At 69.8% G+C, this 16,382-nt stretch carries 16 protein-coding genes and 1 pseudogene; 7 read left to right on the top strand and 10 right to left on the bottom strand.

Annotation, left to right across the window (positions count from 1 at the left end; genetic code table 11):
- Positions 1-170: 170 nt before the first annotated feature.
- The 3 genes from OO67_RS28990 to OO67_RS41015 all read left to right on the top strand — a co-directional run bounded on the left by OO67_RS28990 (position 171) and on the right by OO67_RS41015 (position 1,619).
- A complete protein-coding gene (locus OO67_RS28990; RefSeq protein WP_033304991.1) occupies positions 171-749 on the top strand; it encodes a dihydrofolate reductase family protein in 579 nt (192 codons plus the stop codon).
- 206 nt (positions 750-955) lie between these two features.
- Entirely contained in the window at positions 956-1,198 is a 243-nt protein-coding gene (locus OO67_RS28985; protein ID WP_033304990.1) for a DUF6411 family protein, read from the top strand.
- Positions 1,095-1,619, top strand: coding sequence for an Lrp/AsnC ligand binding domain-containing protein (locus OO67_RS41015; RefSeq protein ID WP_465269774.1), 525 nt, complete (start codon positions 1,095-1,097; stop codon positions 1,617-1,619). The genes OO67_RS28985 and OO67_RS41015 overlap by 104 nt, the downstream gene beginning before the upstream one ends.
- Here the strand turns inward: OO67_RS41015 and OO67_RS28975 are convergent.
- The 4 genes from OO67_RS28975 to OO67_RS28960 are packed head-to-tail and all read right to left on the bottom strand — an operon-like array spanning position 1,588 to position 6,198.
- Complete coding sequence (locus OO67_RS28975) at positions 1,588-2,943, bottom strand: GH1 family beta-glucosidase (protein ID WP_033304728.1); 1,356 nt, start codon at positions 2,941-2,943, stop codon at positions 1,588-1,590. The two genes, OO67_RS41015 and OO67_RS28975, sit on opposite strands and share 32 nt — an antisense overlap.
- Before the next feature lie 57 nt (positions 2,944-3,000).
- On the bottom strand, positions 3,001-3,840 hold the full coding sequence (locus tag OO67_RS28970) for a carbohydrate ABC transporter permease (RefSeq protein ID WP_033304727.1): 840 nt from the start codon (positions 3,838-3,840) through the stop codon (positions 3,001-3,003).
- 31 nt (positions 3,841-3,871) lie between these two features.
- Positions 3,872-4,867 (bottom strand): carbohydrate ABC transporter permease, encoded by a 996-nt coding sequence (locus OO67_RS28965; protein ID WP_033304988.1) that lies wholly within the window; start codon positions 4,865-4,867, stop codon positions 3,872-3,874.
- 14 nt (positions 4,868-4,881) lie between these two features.
- On the bottom strand, positions 4,882-6,198 hold the full coding sequence (locus OO67_RS28960; protein WP_033304726.1) for an ABC transporter substrate-binding protein: 1,317 nt from the start codon (positions 6,196-6,198) through the stop codon (positions 4,882-4,884).
- A gap of 183 nt (positions 6,199-6,381) precedes the next feature.
- On the opposite strand from OO67_RS28960, the gene OO67_RS28955 reads away from it, so the two are divergent.
- Positions 6,382-7,707, top strand: coding sequence for an ROK family protein (locus OO67_RS28955; protein WP_033304725.1), 1,326 nt, complete (start codon positions 6,382-6,384; stop codon positions 7,705-7,707).
- A 113-nt stretch (positions 7,708-7,820) separates the two neighbouring features.
- Here the strand turns inward: OO67_RS28955 and OO67_RS40925 are convergent.
- A pseudogene (locus OO67_RS40925) lies at positions 7,821-8,005 on the bottom strand (hypothetical protein); the annotation flags it as partial.
- 634 nt (positions 8,006-8,639) lie between these two features.
- Between OO67_RS40925 and OO67_RS28950 the strand changes: the two are divergent.
- Positions 8,640-9,803, top strand: coding sequence for a hypothetical protein (locus OO67_RS28950; RefSeq protein WP_033304724.1), 1,164 nt, complete (start codon positions 8,640-8,642; stop codon positions 9,801-9,803).
- 226 nt (positions 9,804-10,029) lie between these two features.
- Here the strand turns inward: OO67_RS28950 and OO67_RS39160 are convergent, their stop codons facing one another.
- Positions 10,030-10,182 (bottom strand): hypothetical protein, encoded by a 153-nt coding sequence (locus tag OO67_RS39160; RefSeq protein WP_167748681.1) that lies wholly within the window; start codon positions 10,180-10,182, stop codon positions 10,030-10,032.
- A gap of 333 nt (positions 10,183-10,515) precedes the next feature.
- On the opposite strand from OO67_RS39160, the gene OO67_RS40180 reads away from it, so the two are divergent.
- Positions 10,516-11,028, top strand: coding sequence for a hypothetical protein (locus OO67_RS40180; protein WP_033304723.1), 513 nt, complete (start codon positions 10,516-10,518; stop codon positions 11,026-11,028).
- A 155-nt stretch (positions 11,029-11,183) separates the two neighbouring features.
- On the opposite strand, the gene OO67_RS28940 is transcribed toward OO67_RS40180, so the two are convergent.
- On the bottom strand, positions 11,184-11,804 hold the full coding sequence (locus OO67_RS28940) for a dihydrofolate reductase family protein (RefSeq protein WP_033304722.1): 621 nt from the start codon (positions 11,802-11,804) through the stop codon (positions 11,184-11,186).
- A 350-nt stretch (positions 11,805-12,154) separates the two neighbouring features.
- Between OO67_RS28940 and OO67_RS28935 the strand changes: the two genes are divergently transcribed.
- Positions 12,155-13,540, top strand: coding sequence for an MFS transporter (locus tag OO67_RS28935; RefSeq protein WP_033304721.1), 1,386 nt, complete (start codon positions 12,155-12,157; stop codon positions 13,538-13,540).
- Positions 13,541-13,592: 52 nt separating this feature from the next.
- Here the strand turns inward: OO67_RS28935 and OO67_RS28930 are convergent, their stop codons facing one another.
- The 3 genes from OO67_RS28930 to OO67_RS28920 form a co-directional block, all read right to left on the bottom strand.
- Positions 13,593-14,072, bottom strand: coding sequence for an NUDIX hydrolase (locus OO67_RS28930; protein WP_033304720.1), 480 nt, complete (start codon positions 14,070-14,072; stop codon positions 13,593-13,595).
- Positions 14,073-14,081: 9 nt separating this feature from the next.
- A complete protein-coding gene (gene lnt, locus OO67_RS28925; protein ID WP_033304719.1) occupies positions 14,082-15,713 on the bottom strand; it encodes an apolipoprotein N-acyltransferase in 1,632 nt (543 codons plus the stop codon).
- Between the two features lie 76 nt (positions 15,714-15,789).
- A complete protein-coding gene (locus OO67_RS28920) occupies positions 15,790-16,353 on the bottom strand; it encodes a lipoprotein (RefSeq protein WP_033304718.1) in 564 nt (187 codons plus the stop codon).
- Positions 16,354-16,382 lie beyond the last annotated feature (29 nt).

Genomic DNA, 16,382 nt, shown 5'->3' with positions numbered 1-16,382 from the left:
CTCTCGCCCGCCGTGTCGCCGATCACGCCCTCTCCCCCCGTCCTCGGCCTTGGTCGAGCCCCCGGGTCGTCTCCGGAGTGGTCCGGCTCCACGCTCCGAGGACGATGAGTCCCTCCGTGGTCACCGGTCCGTACTGCCGACACGCGATCCATCGACTCGAGGAGAGCATCATGACCGCCACCTACACGTTCGACGTCTTCTCGAGCCTCGACGGGTTCGGCGCCGCCGGCGGCAACTGGACCGGCTACTGGGGCAGGCAGGGCCCCGAGCTCCTCGACCACCGCCTCGCCCTGTACGACGGCGAGCAGCGGATGGTCTTCGGGGCCCAGACGTATCGGGCGTTCGCCCGGATGCTCGCGTCGAGCACCGAGGAGGCCGATGTGCGCGACCCATGGGTCACACGGATGAGGAGCCTCCCGGCCACGGTGGTGTCGAACACGCTGGAGGGACCGCTCGACTGGCCGGACGCGGCGGTCGTGCACGGCGATGCCGTCGACGTCGTCGCCCGGCTCAAGGAGGAGTCCGAGGTACCGCTGCGCTCCCACGGCAGCCTGTCGATGAACCGGGCGTTGATGGCCGCCGGACTGGTCGACCGCGTCCAGGTGACTCTCTTCCCCGTGATCACAGGTCGGACCGGGCTGGACCCGGTCTTCCGGGGTGCGGCCGACTTCGACCTCGAGTTGATCGGGCACCGGACGCTCGACGGCCACATCCAAGAGCTCACCTACAGGCCGGCCCTGCACGTCTGAGCCCTTCGACGCCCTGATCGGCCTCACGGGCCCCAGACTCCTCGGGCGGACGCGCCCCTCGACACGGGTCGATCAAGAGGACAGCGAGGGTCTGCCTCCCGCAGCGGCCGGTGCTCGCCCCGTACGGCAGCACCCTCCGGAGTGGCGGTGCATACCGGTGGTCCGCCGGGGCAGACGGCAGGACACACCAACCCAGGGAGCTCCTCATGATGATTGTCGGCATCGTCGCCGTCTGTGTCGTACTGGCCGTCCTCGCGTTCTTCGTACCGCGCCTGTCCCGCCACCCCGAACGTGGCACCCAGCGAACCCTCGGGGCCGGATCACGCGCCGGCGGCAAGGCTCCGGGTGTCCTGGGCCGAATCTTCAGCAAGCCGTTCCGCAGCAGCTCCAAGGCCGTGGGCAACAGCGGCTCGGCCGGACGACGGGCCCGGGGCCGCATGCCGTTCTGAGCGCTTCGCCGCTACGGGCCGCGGCGCGAACGGCGGCGTCGGCGGCCCGGCCGGGTGGAACGTTTCCTTCCTCCCTGGGCCTCGACGGGCCGGCCGGCCCGTCGAGGCACTCATCCCGGTGCGCATCCGGCCCCCGGCCCGCCCCGTCATCGAGGGCTTCCGGGAACGGGCCGCACGCCTGCCGGAGGTGATCGGTCTGTTCGTCACCTCCGGCACACATGACTTCCTCCTGCGCATCGCCGTCCCGCTTCTCACGCCCGGGGCCCTGACCAGCGGCTCCGCTTCGGGCCCCAGGCCGCGATCCACCCCCGTCGGTGGTGATCACCGTGCGAGGTGGGACCGGATCCATGGCAGCCCCGGCAGGAGACACACCGTGCTACGAAGCGCCGTCAGGCATGAGTGCCGCGGTGCGTACGGATGACGTCCGCGTACCGGTGGCCACTGCTCTTGATGGTGCGTGTCTGCGTCGGGTAGTCGACATGGACAAGGCCGAAGCGCTTGTCGTAGCCGTAGGCCCACTCGAAGTTGTCCAGCAGCGACCAGGCGTAGTACCCGGCCACGGGCGCACCCTTGCGGACGGCCTGGGCGCACGCTGCCAGGTGCTGCTCCAGGTAGCGGGTCCGTTCGTGGTCGTCCACCGCGCCGTCGGGGCCGACGGTGTCGGGGAAGGCGGAGCCGTTCTCGGTGACGTAGAGGCGGCCTACGCCGTAGTCGTCGGTCAGGCGCATGAGCAGCGCTTCGAGACCGCCGGCATCGATCTGCCAGTCCATGCCGGTCCGCGGCACGTCTGGCAGCCGGACCTCCCTGGCGTGCGGGACGGGACCTTCGGGGTCGTCGGCGACGGTGACCGGGAAGTAGTAGTTGAGACCGTGCCAGTCCAGGGGGGTGGCAATGGTCTCCAGGTCCCCCGCGCACTCGGGCAGTTCGACTCCGTAGAGCTCCCGCATGTCCGTGGGGAAGCCGCGGCCGTACACGGGGTCCAGCCACCAGCGGTTGGTGTGACCGTCCATGCGGACGGCTGCCGCGAGGTCCTCGGGCCTCGAGGACGCGGCCTCCACCGTGGAGTGGTTGGTCACGAGTCCGACCTGCGCCCCGGGGGCGGCGGCCCGGATCGCCTGTGTGGCCAGACCGTGGCCCAGCAGCAGGTGGTAGGAGGCCCGGACCGCTGCGGGCAGATCGGTCAGGCCGGGGGCCATCCGGCCTTCCAGGTGCCCGATCCATCCTGAGCACAGTGGTTCGTTCAGGGTGGCCCACCGGGTGACCCGGTCCCCCAGCCGTTCGGCCACGACGGCCGCGTACGCGGCGAGGTGTTCGGCCGTGTCACGCACCGTCCATCCGCCCCGGTCCTGAAGTGCCTGGGGCAGGTCCCAGTGGTAGAGGGTGATGTTGGGGGTGATGCCCGCGTCCAGGAGGCCGTCCACCAGTCGGTCGTAGAAGTCGAGCCCCGGGGCGTTGACCGGCCCGTCCCCGCCCGGCACGACGCGGGGCCATGCCGTCGACATGCGATACGAGTCGACGCCCAGCCGCTTCATCAGGGCGACGTCCTCCGGCCACCGGTGGTAGTGGTCGCAGGCCTCGTCGCCGTGGTCACCGTTGGCGACCTTTCCCGGGGTGTGGGAGAAGGTGTCCCAGATCGAAGGGGATCGCCCGTCCTCGGCGACGCCACCTTCGATCTGGTACGCGGCCGTGGCCGTGCCCCAGACGAAGTCGCGGGGGAAGGCGGCGAGATCTATCGGTTCGGACACAAGGTACCTCGCAGAATTCGAGCAGGCGGGGGTGGGCGGAACGGTCGGTGAGTGCGGCTACTTGACGGCGCCGGCGGTGAGGCCGGCGACGAGGTAGCGCTGGAGGAGCAGGAACCCGGCGACGACGGGCAGGCTCACCACGAGGGAGGCGGCCATGACCTGGTTCCAGTACACGTCGTTCTGCGTGGAGTAGCCCTGCAGGCCGACGGCGAGGGTGCGGGTGGTGTCGTTGGTCATGACGGAGGCGAAGAGCACTTCGCCCCAGGCCGTCATGAACGCGTAGACGGCGACGGCGACGATGCCGGGGATCGCCGCCGGGACGATGACCCGGAACAGCGCGCCGAGCGGCCCGCAGCCGTCCACCTTGGCCGCCTCGTCCAGATCCCTGGGCACCGAGTCGAAGTACCCGATCAGCATCCAGATGGAGAAGGGGAGGGAGAAGGTGAGGTACGTGATGATGAGGCCGGCCCGCGACCCGAACAGCGCGATGCCGGTGGCGTTGCCGATGTTCACGTAGATGAGGAACAGCGGCAGGAGGAAGAGGATGCCGGGGAACATCTGCGTCGAGAGGACGGTCACCGTGAACACGCGCTTGCCGCGGAAGTTGTAGCGGCTGACGGCGTAGGCCGCGAACACCGCGATCACCACGGAACAGACGGTCGCCGCCCCGGCGACGATCAGGGAGTTCATGAAGTAGTCGGCGAGGGGGACCGTGTCCCAGATGTCGAAGTAGGGACTGATGGTCAGACCCGAGGGGATCCACTGGAACTTCCCGGTGACGTCTTCCAGCGGTTTGAGGGAGCTGGTGATCATGACGAACACCGGCAGGACCACGAAGACGGTGAGGAGTGTCAGGAAGGTCCGCCGCGCCCACAGGAACGACTGCGGGGGCGCCATCGGGGAAGGGGGGGCCTTGCGCTGTGCGGTCCTAGGCATCGGTGGCCTGCTTTCCTCGGGACGTGAACAGGAGGTAGAGGCCGGTCACGACGAGCAGGAACAGCAGCAGCAGGACCGACATCGCGGAGCCCGTGCCGAAGTTCCAGGTCTGGAAGGACGACTGGTAGATGTGGATGGAGATCAGGTCCGCCGACGCCGGTGCCGCCTTGCCGAAGAGGACGAACGGCGTGTTGAAGTCGTTGAAGGTCCAGAGGAACAGCACGAGGACGAGGACCTGGTTGACGGGCCGCAGTGACGGCAGGGTGATGCGGCGGATCTGCTGCCACACCCCGGCGCCGTCGAGCGCTGCCGCTTCGTAGATGTCCCGGGGGATGTTCTGGAGGCCGGCCATCATGATGAGGAAGGCGAAGGGCCAGCCCTTCCACACCGAGACGACGAGCAGGGTGACGAAGGCGTTGTCACCGATGAGCCAGAACGGAGGGCTGTCGGTGAGGCCGAGCTGGTCGTGGATGACGTGGTTGATGATTCCGTTGTCACGCTGGAACATGAACGCCCAGGTGATGACGGCCGCGTACACGGGCAGGGCGTACGGCACGAGGAAGAGCGTGCGCAGGAAGCCTCTGCCGCGGAAGGTCTCCTGCATGAAGACCGCGGCGGCGGTTCCGAGGAACCAGCACAGGCTCACCGACAGCAGGGTGAACAGGCACGTCGTCAGGAACGACTGCACCAGCGCCTCGCCCACCGGGGCGTCGAAGTCGACCGAGACGGCGTAGTTGTCGAAACCGGCCCAGGGCGCGGTGGCCCAGTCCCGGATGTAGAACTGGGTGAGCTGCCGGAAGCTGACGACGATGCCGATGATCATGGGCACCAGGTGGACCAGCAGTTCGAGGAGCAGGGCGGGGAGCAGCAGCAGGTAGGGCAGGCCGATCTTGCGCAGCCGCCCGGAGCGGCGTCTGCGCGGCGCCGCTCCGGGGTTCTTCTTCTCTGCTGTCCGCTCGCCGGGGATCGGGGCGGCGGTCGTGGTCATGGTGGTGTCCGTGCTCACTTCTTGGGCATCTGCTGCTGGGCCTTCTCGAGCTTCGCCTTGACCGATGCGGTCGTCACCGGCCGGCCCGCGGCCGCGTCGGCGAAGAGTTCCTTGACCGCCGTGCCGACGACGGTCTCGAACTGCGACTCCTCGGGGACCTGGGGCAGGGCGGCGGCACTCGTGGCGAGGGTCTCCCGCAGGGGCGACAGGGCGAAGGTGTTGAACGCGTCGTCCTCCTGGGCGGCCTTGACCGGCGGGATGGAGCCGTAGGCCTTGTTCAGGACCGTCTGCTCCTCGTCGCTGGTCATGAACTTCACGAACTTCTTGGCGCCGTCGATGTTCTTGGTGTTGTTGAAGACGGCCATGTTGATGCCGGCGACCATGGAGTTCGTGCCCTTGCCCGTGCCGGGCTTCCCCGACTGGACCGGGGCGGGCACCACGTCCCACTCCTCCTTCTTCATGCCCTGGGACTCGAAGGTGGCGGCCGCGGTCTGCCAGAGCACCATGGCCGTCTTGTCCTTGGCGAAGTCGCTCAGGGACTGGTTCTGCGCGTACTCGGCGTTGCCGGGTGCGATGATCTTGTCCTTGGCCATGAGGTCGACGTACTGCTTGACGGCCGCCACCGCCCCGTCGGACGTGAAGTCCGCCTTGCCTTCGGCGGTGAAGAAGTCGGCCCCGTGCTGCTTGGCCAGGACGAAGACCTGGTGGATGTTGTTGGAGAGGTTGGAGCCCTCGGCGCCGAGCCCCCACTTGCCGTCCTTGGACAGCTTCTTCCCGGCCTCGGCCACCTCGTCCCACGTCCTGGGCGGCTTCTGGATGCCGGCGTCGGCGAACATCTTCTTGTTGTAGTAGAGCGCGTAGGCCATGGAGTACAGCGGGACGGCGGCCGGGTCCTCGCCCTGGACACCGGTCGAGCCGAGGGCGGACTCGACGAAGCGGTCCTTGCCGCCTATCGCCTCGAAGTTCTTCTCGTCCCAGGGCAGCAGCGCACCGGTGGCCTGAAGCGAAGCGCTCCAGGTGTTCCCGATGTTCAGGACGTCCGGCCCCTGCCCGGAGGTGGTGGCGGTGAGGATGCGGTTCAGCAGGTCCCCCCAGGGCACCACCTCCAGCTTGACCTTGATCCCTGTCTCCTTCTCGAACTTGTCGAGCTCGGGCTGCAGGACCTTCTTGTCCACCTCGAGGCTGGCGCCCTGGTTCGAGGCCCAGTACGTGAGCGTCTTCGGCTGGTCGTTGGATCCGCCCGACCCGGACGATCCGCCGCCGCAGGCAGCCGCGGTGAGTACGAGCGAGAGGGTGACGGCACCGACGGCCGCGGCTCGGATTCTGCGCATGACTCCAGGGGCCTTTCAGAAGTGACGGATGTCCGCCGCGGACCGGGTCGGAACGACGTTCCATGTTCGACCTCAAACCCACACGGCTTAATTTAGGGTGTGAGTTAAACCCCAAGTGAAGGTCGCGTCAAGAGGTGTCGCGGCGGTATGTTGCAGAGGTGAGCTTCAGGAAGAGGGGGCAGGGTGAAAGTACGCAGCGGCCGAACGGTGCGTGACCTGCGGCGCGAGAACCGCACCGCCGTATTGCAACGTTTGTATTTCGATGGCCCGTTGAGCCGTTTCTCGCTCGGCCCGCTCACCGGGCTGAGTTCCGGCAGCGTGAGCAACGTGGTGGCCGAACTGGTCACCGAAGGGCTGGTGGAGGAGGCCGGCAGCGTCGACTCCGCGGGCGGGCGGCCTCGCACCCTTCTGCGTATCCGGCCCCAGAGCCGGTACATGATCGGTGTCGACATCGGCGAGACCCGGGTGAGAGTCGAACTCTTCGACCTCGCCCTCACGGAGCTCGCACGCGTCGAGAAGCCCCTGTCGCTCGACGGACCGCGGCGCGTCGACCGCTACGACGTCGGTGTCGTGGTGGGGCATGTACGCGCGGGCGTCACCGAGGTCCTGGAACGCGCCGGGATCGCGGCCGACCGGCTCCTCGGAGTCGGCGTCGGTGTGCCGGGCATCGTCTCCAGGACGCCCGAGGACGGCGCCGTGGTGCACGGCCAGACCATCGGCTGGGACGCGGTGCCGCTGGAGCGTCTGCTGCGTGAGTCGGTGCCGCTCCCGGCGAACGTGCTGTACTACATCGACAACGGTGCCAAGACGCTCGGCCAGGCCGAGATGTGGTTCGGTGCCGGGCGCGGGGCGCAGAGCGCCGTGGTCGTGCTGTTCGGCTCAGGTGTGGGGGCCTGCGTGGTCACCGACGACATGAGCCCGGGCCGGGCCGTCGAATGGGGGCACCTGACCGTGCGGGTGCGAGGCCGGCGCTGCCGCTGCGGCGCGCTCGGCTGCCTGGAGGCCTATGCGGGCGCGGAGGCGCTGCTGGAGCGCTGGAGGGAGGCGGGAGGAGAGCCTCTCGCGGACGTCGACGAGGAGACCGCGCTCACGGCCATGCTGGCCGCGGCGTATCCGGCCGGACAGGGCGACGAGGCCGGACCGGGCTCCGACGCCACGGCCCTGGCCGTCCTGGAGGAGACCGCGGAGTACCTCGGCGCGGGCTTCTCCGACCTGATCAATCTCTTCCAGCCCGAGCGCATCCTCGTCGGGGGCTGGGCGGGGCTCCAGCTCGGCACCCGGTTCCTGGATTCGGTCCGGGCCCACGCGACCTCGTACGCACTCGCGTATCCGGCCGCCCACGTGCAGATCGGCCTCGGCACCCTGGGGCCGGACGCCGTCACCGTGGGGGCGGCCGCCCTGCCGCTCGCCGACTTCTTCGAGCGCGGAGGCCGGCAGGAGGAGGCAGGCCCCCAGGAACAGGCCCCGGTGTGGCAGACGACGCTGCAGGACCGGGCGGCGCACCGGTGAGACGCGCGCCGGGGCCTCCCCGGCCGCGCAGGAGAGAGGGCTCTGCGTCACGTCCGGTCCGGACGCCCTTCGCGTCGTTCCCGTCCGGTCCGGAGCGTACGTGCGGGGGCAGGGCCCGGCCGCCCCGTGGCGGCGACGGCGAAGGTGCCGTTACCGGTCGACCGCCACCGGGCCTCGACGAGCCCCCTGTCGCCACTGGCGTAGTGCCGCTCAGGAAGATCTTGTACGTCACCGGGTCGCCGTCCGGGTCCCGCACGTCCGCACGGATCGTGAACTCCTTGCCCGCCGGGGTGGCGGAACGACCGCACGGGTGGGGCGCGGCAAGCATCGAGCACCGGCCGGCCACGCCCGAACCGGACCGGCCGGATCGGGTCGCCGGGCCCATCCGTCCTTCGGTGCGCCGAACGCGAGGGCGCGCCCTCGACCTCCCCAGGTTTCAGGCGCGCCCCTTCACCCCTGATCGCAGGGGTGAACGTCACGGCTTCTGCCCCCGATCCGCCCCGGCACACCGGTCACACGGGCGGCGGAACAGCAGAGCGCCCGGTGCGACGGCTGCGCGTCACGGGCGTTGCACCGGTGAGGTCATATGTTCCGGTGTCGCGTATGCGTCGGCCGATGGCAGTCGATCACGTTGAGCGATGGAGCCACCGTTCAGCACACCAGTGAGTGCCCCGTCCCGCAGTCCGGTTGCAGCTTCGAGTTCTTGATCGCCGGGCCAGCGGTCTTCGAGTCCTCCAGGCAGTAGCCTCCGCGGATGAGAAGTATCGAGATGCTGCTGCGGTTACCAGGCGGGTAGTCGTCCTGTCGTGGGAGCCGAGTGCCTTCGCGATGAGTACCTCAGACGTTCAGGTCAACCCTGCGAGGCTCACCTGGGGAGGGTTGCTCCGAGGTGGCTGAGCGCGTTGTCAGAGTGAGTTGGCAGGATCCCGGCTATGAACAGCACTCCGACCACGCCACCGCGGCCGTTCGACGTCACCTCGGTATTCCCTCAGCTGGCTCCGCTGGCGCGCACGGCGACCAGGCTGCACCCCCGCCCCGGGTCTCCGTCACCGCAGGACAGTTCCATCGGCGGACCGCTGCTGTGGCCCGCCGACGAGCCGTGGCCGCACTGCGACGGACCTCATGTGGTGGACGGAATGAACGAGGCTCTGTCCCCGGCGGACGTGAGGCTGGAGCGGCAGATTCATGCGGCCTCGAGCGGCAGGGGCCCGACCCCGCGCGAGCGAGAGGCCCTGGAGCGGATCCGCCCGCCTCGGGAACTTCCGCTGAGGGTGGCCATCGCGCCGTACGAGGGGTCCATAGCGATGCTGCCGGTCGCACAGTTGTACCTGCGGGACGTGCCCGATCTGCACGCGCCTGGAGGAGCAGACCTGCTCCAAGTCCTGTGGTGTCCCTTCGATCACCCGATCATGCCCAGGACCGCGCTGTTCTGGCGGTCGGCCGCCACGGTCACCGACATCCTCACCGCGCCCCCCGAACCGCCCGCGATGCAGTTCGACGGCTACCTTCCCGAGCCGTGCCTGCTCAACCCGGAGCAGGTCACCGAATACCCCGACCACCTGGAGTTGAGCAAGGAGATCCAGGAGCAGCTCGGAAACTGGAGCGTGTGGCAGGCAGCGGACACGGATGTGGACAGCGCCTACGCGTCGTACCCGCAGGAGTTCTACGACCTCGAGTTGGCGGGCGCACCCGGCTGGAAGGCCGGCGGCTGGCCTCGCTGGGGCGCCACGGACCCCACGCCCCGGCTCTGTCCTGCCTGCGGCAGCGACATGGATGCCCTGCTGACCATCGCCACGTTCGAGGCCGACGACGACAGCAGCTGGCTCCCGAACGAAGTCTGCGAAGGACGAGAACACTCCAGTCCCTCGTCCAGCAGCACCGGGCCGGAGGGTCAGGCCGTGATCGACTTCTTCCACGCCCAAGGCATCGAGGTGCGCAACCGCGGCCGCGTCGCCCGCGATGTCCGCGTCGCGCCCCTCGGCACCGGCCCTGTTCCGAGGAAACCGACCGCCGTCCAGATCGGCAGCGGCTACGACCAGCAGCTCTACGTCTGTCCGGCAGCGCCGGAGCACCCCCACTCCGAGCTGATGCACTAGCCCGCCCGCGCGTACGGCCCTTGAGCGGGCGGGGCAGCAGCCGGGCGGCGCACGCGCCCCGGTGGCCCGTCTCCAGAACGAAGTCTGGCGCCGCTTCCGTTCCGATGTTTCTCGGCCCCCGTCACCCGGGGGTGGCTGCGCAGCAAGAATCCGACGACGTCATTCCGGCCGGTTGCTGCGGGTCGCAGCAACCGGCCGGAATGAGGGCGCCGGCTCAGACCATGCGCTAGGCCAGCAGAGCGCCGAGGACCATGCCGCCCACGAGGCCGACAGCGCTGACAACTATGGCGGCCACGGCCAGCCGCTCGTGCCGGGCCGTGCCCTGCGGTGCACCGTGGGGCTGCTGCCCGGTCGGTCGGTTGCCATACTGCGTGGTCATCTGCCTCTCCTTCGAGCTATCGCCCTGAGACCCGATCCGACGTGGACCGGCCTACCCTACGAGTGCCCCCAACTCTTCGAGTAACACAGCAACTTGGGGCCGACCTCCGTCGAGGCGGTCGTACCGTTGCCGTCGGAGTCCCAGGCGTAGGTGCCCGCCCGCTGCAGGGCTCGACGATCCCGGCCACCATCGGCCTGCAGGGCCTCCAGCTTCGTCTTCCAGCGGCAGGGCCCGTGGCCGACGCCAGGTCGCCGCCGGGCCGGTCGCGCACCCCGGGTACTGTCTGCTCGTTCGACACGAGCCCCGGACCAGGGGCTGCGCGGGAGGGGCGTCATGAGCGGTGCGGGATCGATCGACAGCGGGTGGAAGCTGAGCGGGGAAGCGGGCGGGAGGCTCGCGGGCCGGTGGTGGAAGTGGGCCATGTCCGCACCCGAGGGCCGCAGTCCGGTCGAGGACACGACGGGCGAGCACGCCGCCTGGAACCAGCCGGACGACCTGTGGTTCCTGGCGGGTACCTACGGCGGCCGGGTCGTACGGCGCTGCGCGGTCCCCTCGGACCGGCCGGTGTTCTTCCCTGTGCTCAACATGCAGCACACCCGCTCGCATTCGAGGGTGCCCCTCGCCATGTCGGTGGCAGAGGCGACGTCATCCCTCAACGGCATCGTCCTGCCGCTGCAGGAGTTCACCGCGCCGTTCAGGACGGGGCTGACGCAACGCTACGCGTGGGGCATATGGGGCGGGATGATGCCGCTGCTTCCCGGCCAGTACGTACTGGAGATCAAGGCCAGGGCCACGAACGGCTTCTGGGTCGACACGACGTACCACCTGGAGTCGGAGCCGTCCTGACCTTCTGCTCCCCGAACCGCGGGGCGACTCGGGGAGCAGAGTGCCAGAGGGCCAGAGCACGGCGGAGGGGGCCGTCGTCGGGCGGGAGCGGGCTGTCGACGACGGCGGACGCCCGTCGTCGGCGTAGCGGTACGTGTGACCACGCCGTCCTCCCCTCAGGGCAGCACGCGATACGTCACGTGTGTGACCGAGTTCACCGCCCGGGACTCCACCTGCTCGAGATTCAGTGCCGGCACGCCGTCGAACAGCCGTGTGCCGGCGCCGAGCGTGAACGGCACGATGTGCAGCCGCAGCTCGTCGATCAGGCCCGCGGCCAGGTACTGGTTGATGGTGGTCGCGCCTCCGTGGACCGACACGTTGCGGTCCCCGGCCGCCTCGCGGGCCTGCCGCAGGGCGGATTCGACGCCGTCCGTGACGAAGTGGAACGTGGTGCCGCCGTCCATCGGTTGCGGGTCGCGCGGGTGGTGGGTGAGGACGAAGACCGGTGCGTGGTACGGCGGATCGTCGCCCCACCAGCCCTTCCACCGGCGATCCCACGCGCCGCGTACGGGGCCGAACATGTTGCGCCCCATGATGAAGGCGCCGGCCGCTGTCAGCCGGTCGAGTTCGACCTGCCGCTGCTCCGGGGTCTCGAACATCCAGGCGTGCAGCCTGTTGCCCCAGCCATCGCCGGCGTCGTCGCCGAACGGACGCTGCTCGGTCTGGTGGAGCCCGGCCGAGTACCCGTCGACGGAGATCGAGAGGTCGCAGGTCACCCTGCCCAGACGTTCGGTCATCGTGCCGGCCTCCTGATGGCGAGCTTTCGTCGCCTTCGCGATGTATCGCCTGATTCGTTGCGTTCACTACGTGGGTAGACCGTTCCGGGCCCGCGAACTCGTCGCGCGGCCGTTCGGCCTCTTGCCTTCACTCCGCCGGCCCTGACGCCTGTCCCGCGAACGGTGCGGCTCGGACACTCGCCGCGCTCTCCGCCGCACGCCACGCGTGGGCCCGGGAGGCCGCCCCGTAGCGCCCGCCCGCACACCCGCCACCCGAACTATGGTGTCCCGCCACATACGCCCCTGACCTGCCCCTTCCTACGGTATGGCGACACGGAAACGTCCCCGCCAACTGTCCGGAAGTGGTATCCATGGCCGCCCCAGCAACCGCTCCCCCACCCCCGTCGAACCTTCGCCGCATCGTCGCGGCGAGCCTCGTCGGGACCACTGTGGAGTGGTACGACTTCTTCCTCTACGGCTCCGCTGCCGCCCTGGTCTTCAACAAGCTGTTCTTCCCCGAGTCCGACCCGCTCGTCGGCACCCTCCTCTCCTTCCTCACCTATGCCGTGGGCTTCGCCGCACGCCCGGTCGGGGCCCTGGTGTTCGGGCACTACGGAGACCGGCTCGGACGCAAGAAGCTCCTGGTCCTGAGCCTGTTGATGATGGGTGCCGCCACCTTCGCCATCGGGCTCCTCCCCACGCACGCCACCATCGGTTCGGCCGCACCCGTACTCCTCACCGTCCTGCGCCTGGTGCAGGGATTCGCCCTCGGTGGCGAGTGGGGCGGCGCCGTCCTGCTCGTGTCCGAGCACGGCGATGCGAAGAGGCGCGGGTTCTGGGCGTCGTGGCCTCAGACGGGGGTGCCCGCGGGGCAGTTGCTCGCGACCGGGGTGCTGTCCGCCCTCACCGCTCTCATGTCGGAGTCCGCCTTCGAGTCATGGGGCTGGCGCATCCCCTTCCTCCTCTCCGGCGTGCTCGTGATCCTGGGGCTGTGGATTCGTCTCTCTGTCGATGAATCGCCTGTCTTCAAGGCCGCCCTCGCCCAGGCCGAACAGCGCACGGCGGACGACTCGCCCGCCGAGAAGATGCCTCTGGTCGCCGTGCTGCGGCACCACTGGCGCGACGTGCTGATCGCCATGGGCGCGCGGATGGCCGAGAACATCAGCTACTACGTGATCACCGCGTTCATCCTCGTGTACGCGACGACGTCCGCGGAGCTGAGCAAGCAGACGGCCCTCAACGCCGTGCTCATCGCCTCCGCCGTGCACTTCGCCGTGATCCCGCTGTGGGGGGCGCTGTCCGACCGGGTGGAGCGCAGGCCCGTCTATCTGGTCGGCGCCATCGGTGTCGCGCTGTGGATGTTCCCGTTCTTCATGCTGATCGACAGCAGGAGCTTCGGCAGTCTGCTGCTCGCCGTGACGGTCGGGCTGATCTTCCACGGTGCCATGTACGCTCCGCAGGCGGCGTTCTTCGCGGAGATGTTCGCCACGAGGATGCGCTACTCGGGCGCTTCGATCGGCGCCCAGTTCTCGTCGGTCGCGGCCGGCGCCCCGGCTCCCCTCATCGCCACCGCGCTGCTCGCCGACTTCGGCAGTTCGACACCGATCTCGTTGTACGTGATCGCCGCCGCCCTTCTCACGGTGCTGGCGATCGTCTGCGCCAAGGAGACCAGGAGCCGGGACCTCACGGACGTCGAGCCGGACGGCCGGAAGGCCGCGGAACCCTCGACGCTGCCCGCCGACGCCGGCACCGTCTGAACCGGCCGTGCGAAGGGCCCGCCTCCGCCGTCGACAGGGGGAGCCGGGCCCGTCAGGCCTCCTGGGTGCGCTCGAACCAGGTGGGCTCGTCCGTCAGGGACTGCTTGATCCGGAGCAGGGCGAACTCGCTCAGCGGCGGCAGCGCGTCGACGTCGAACCACGCCACCTCCAGCGACTCGTCGTCGTTCACCCGCGCCTCACCTCCCGTGGCCCGGCAGCGGAAGGTGATGTCCAGATACTGGCACCGGTCGCCGTTGGCGTACTGCACCGGCTTGAGCGCCTGGACCAGCACGACCCGTTCCGCGACGCAGTGCACCGCCGTCTCCTCGTGGACCTCACGCTCGGCTGTCACCGCCGGCTCTTCACCCGGCTCGGCGATACCACCGATGACCGACCACTTGCCGGTGTCCGACCTCCGGCCCAGCAGCACCCTGCCCGCGTCGTCGAAGACGACCGCACTGATTCCCGGCAGCAGAAGCAGCTGGTGCCCGGCGGTGGCACGGATGTCGCGGATGAAGTCTGGAGTAGCCATGCGACGAGACTACGTCGCGGCCGGGGCGTTCTCCGTACCGGCCGTCACGTCCTCACGCGCCTTCCTCGCGCGCACCGACCGCGCCACGGCCCAGCCGAGGCCGGCCACCGCGAGCAGCGTCAGGACGCCCTCCGGCAGGGTTCCCAGCCGGGTGGCGGGGGTGAGCGTGGACCGCAGCGGCACCTCGTCGACCAGGGCGTCCGGGGTGAACATCTCCGTCTTCTGCACGATCGTGCCGTCCGGCCGGATCACCGCGCTGACGCCGCTGGTGACGGGTACGACGACGGAGCGCCCGTGCTCGACCGCCCGGACCTGGCTCATCGCCAGCTGCTGGTAGGTCATCTCGCTGCGCCCGAAGGTCGCGTTGTTGCTCGGTACGGCGATCATCTGTCCGCCGTCCTTGACGGTGTCGCGTACGGCACCGTCGAACGCGGCCTCGTAGCAGGTCACGAGCCCGACCTTCGTGCCCGCCAGGTCGAACACGCCGACCTTGCCGCCGGGGCCGAAGTCCCGCTGCACCCGGTCGACGTCCTCGCTGAAGACGCGTGCGACGGACCGCATGGGCATGTACTCGCCGAACGGCTGGATGTGCCGCTTGTCGTAGGTGTCCACAGGGCCGCTCTCCGGGTCCCACTCGATCAGGGTGTTGCGGAGGGGTCCGCTGTCGGGGGTGAGGACGGCACCGATGACGGTGGGGGCGCCGATGGCCCGCACGGCCCGGTCGATGGCCTCGCGGGCATCTGCGTTGCGGTACGGATCGAGGTCCGAGGAGTTCTCCGGCCAGAGGACGAAGTCGGGCTGCGGTACCTTTCCCGCCTCGACGTCCCGGGCGAGCTGTACCGTGCGCTCCGCGTGGTTGTCCAGGACGGCCCGGCGCTGGGAGTTGAAGTCGAGTCCCAGGCGCGGCACGTTGCCCTGGATCGCGGCGACCGTGGCCGTGCCGTCCTCGGGTGAGTCGTCCACGAGCGGGAGAGCCGCCAGCGCCGCAGCGACGGGGGCGGCCACGGTGACGGCCGCCGCGACGACGGCGGAGCGCGGCACGGCACCGGTGATGCGGTAGCGGCGGACCTGCCTGACCGCTTCCAGGAGTCCGAAGCCGCACAGCACGACGGCGAACGAGAGCAGCGGGGTTCCCCCCAGTGCGGCGAGCGGCAGGAAGGCACTCTCGGCCTGGCCGAAGGCGATCTTGCCCCAGGGGAAGCCGCCGAACGGCACGCGGGACCGCAGAGCCTCGTCCAGAGTCCACACGGCAGCGGCCCAGACGGGCCAGTAGGGAAGCCGGGAGACCGCGGAGATACCGACGCAGCCGACGGCGATGAACAGTGCCTCGACCAGCGCGAGCGCGAGCCACGGAACAGGGCCGACCTCCTCCCCCGTCCAGTGCAGCAGCGGCAGCATGAAACCGAGGCCCGCGAGGAGACCCAGGCCCAGCGCCGCACGCAGCCCGCGTCCGGTCAGGACCCAGCCCAGCAGCGCGAAGCCGGGAAGCACCAGCCACCACAGGGGCCGGGGCGGGAAACTCGCGTAGAGCAGCGCACCGGACAGCACGGCTGCGGCCGGCCGGACGAGCCGCGGCCACAGCTTCCTGCTGCGGGACACGGGGGCGGACGGCGGTTCGGCGGTGGTGATGGTGGCGCTCACCTGCCGGAGTCTACGGTGGGCGACTGTGCGGGCGGCAGTGGCTCCGGTCACGCGGAGCACCGGAGCCGGGCCACGCTCAGGGCCCCGAGGGCTTCCCGTCGGCCGTGAGGCGCAGGCGGTCGCGGATGAAGCGTACGGCGGCCTCCGCGTCGTCCACCGTGACGGTGAAGGTCCTGCCGTCCCCCAGCCGAAGCACCAGCGCCTCCCCTCGGCGTACCACCACGGCCGTTCCCTGGTCGGGGCGCCAGCGGTAGCCCCATCCGCCCCACTGGCGCGGGGTGACCTTGGGGGCGAACTCCGCGCCCACCACATGGGTGAGCAGGATCCGGCGCCTGGGGAGCCCGGCGTGACCGCAGCGCACCTCGAGGGCGTCGCCGTCGACCTTGACGGCCACGTGCACGAAGGCGAGGGTCCCGAAGAGGATCAGGAGTCCGGCGGCCACGCAGCCGATGACGGACATGAGCAGCGGAGCGAACCCGGCCTCCCAGGCCGAGTCGACAGCTAGTTCGATACCGAGCGCCAGGCACCCCGCTCCGGCAGCGGCGAGCAGCCACTGGAAGCGGTTGGTGGCCCGTCCGGTCCAGACCGTGCTCGGGGCCTGGCTCGAACCGTGCCGCGCGTTGCCGGGGTGGTCCGTCATGCCAAGCAGCGTACCCAGGTTCCGTGCCG

This window comes from Streptomyces atroolivaceus, from assembly GCF_000717025.1.
Taxonomy (GTDB): domain Bacteria; phylum Actinomycetota; class Actinomycetes; order Streptomycetales; family Streptomycetaceae; genus Streptomyces; species Streptomyces atroolivaceus.
The sequence above is the reverse complement of the archived record's forward strand: the minus strand, read 5'-3'. Positions and strand labels throughout refer to the sequence as shown.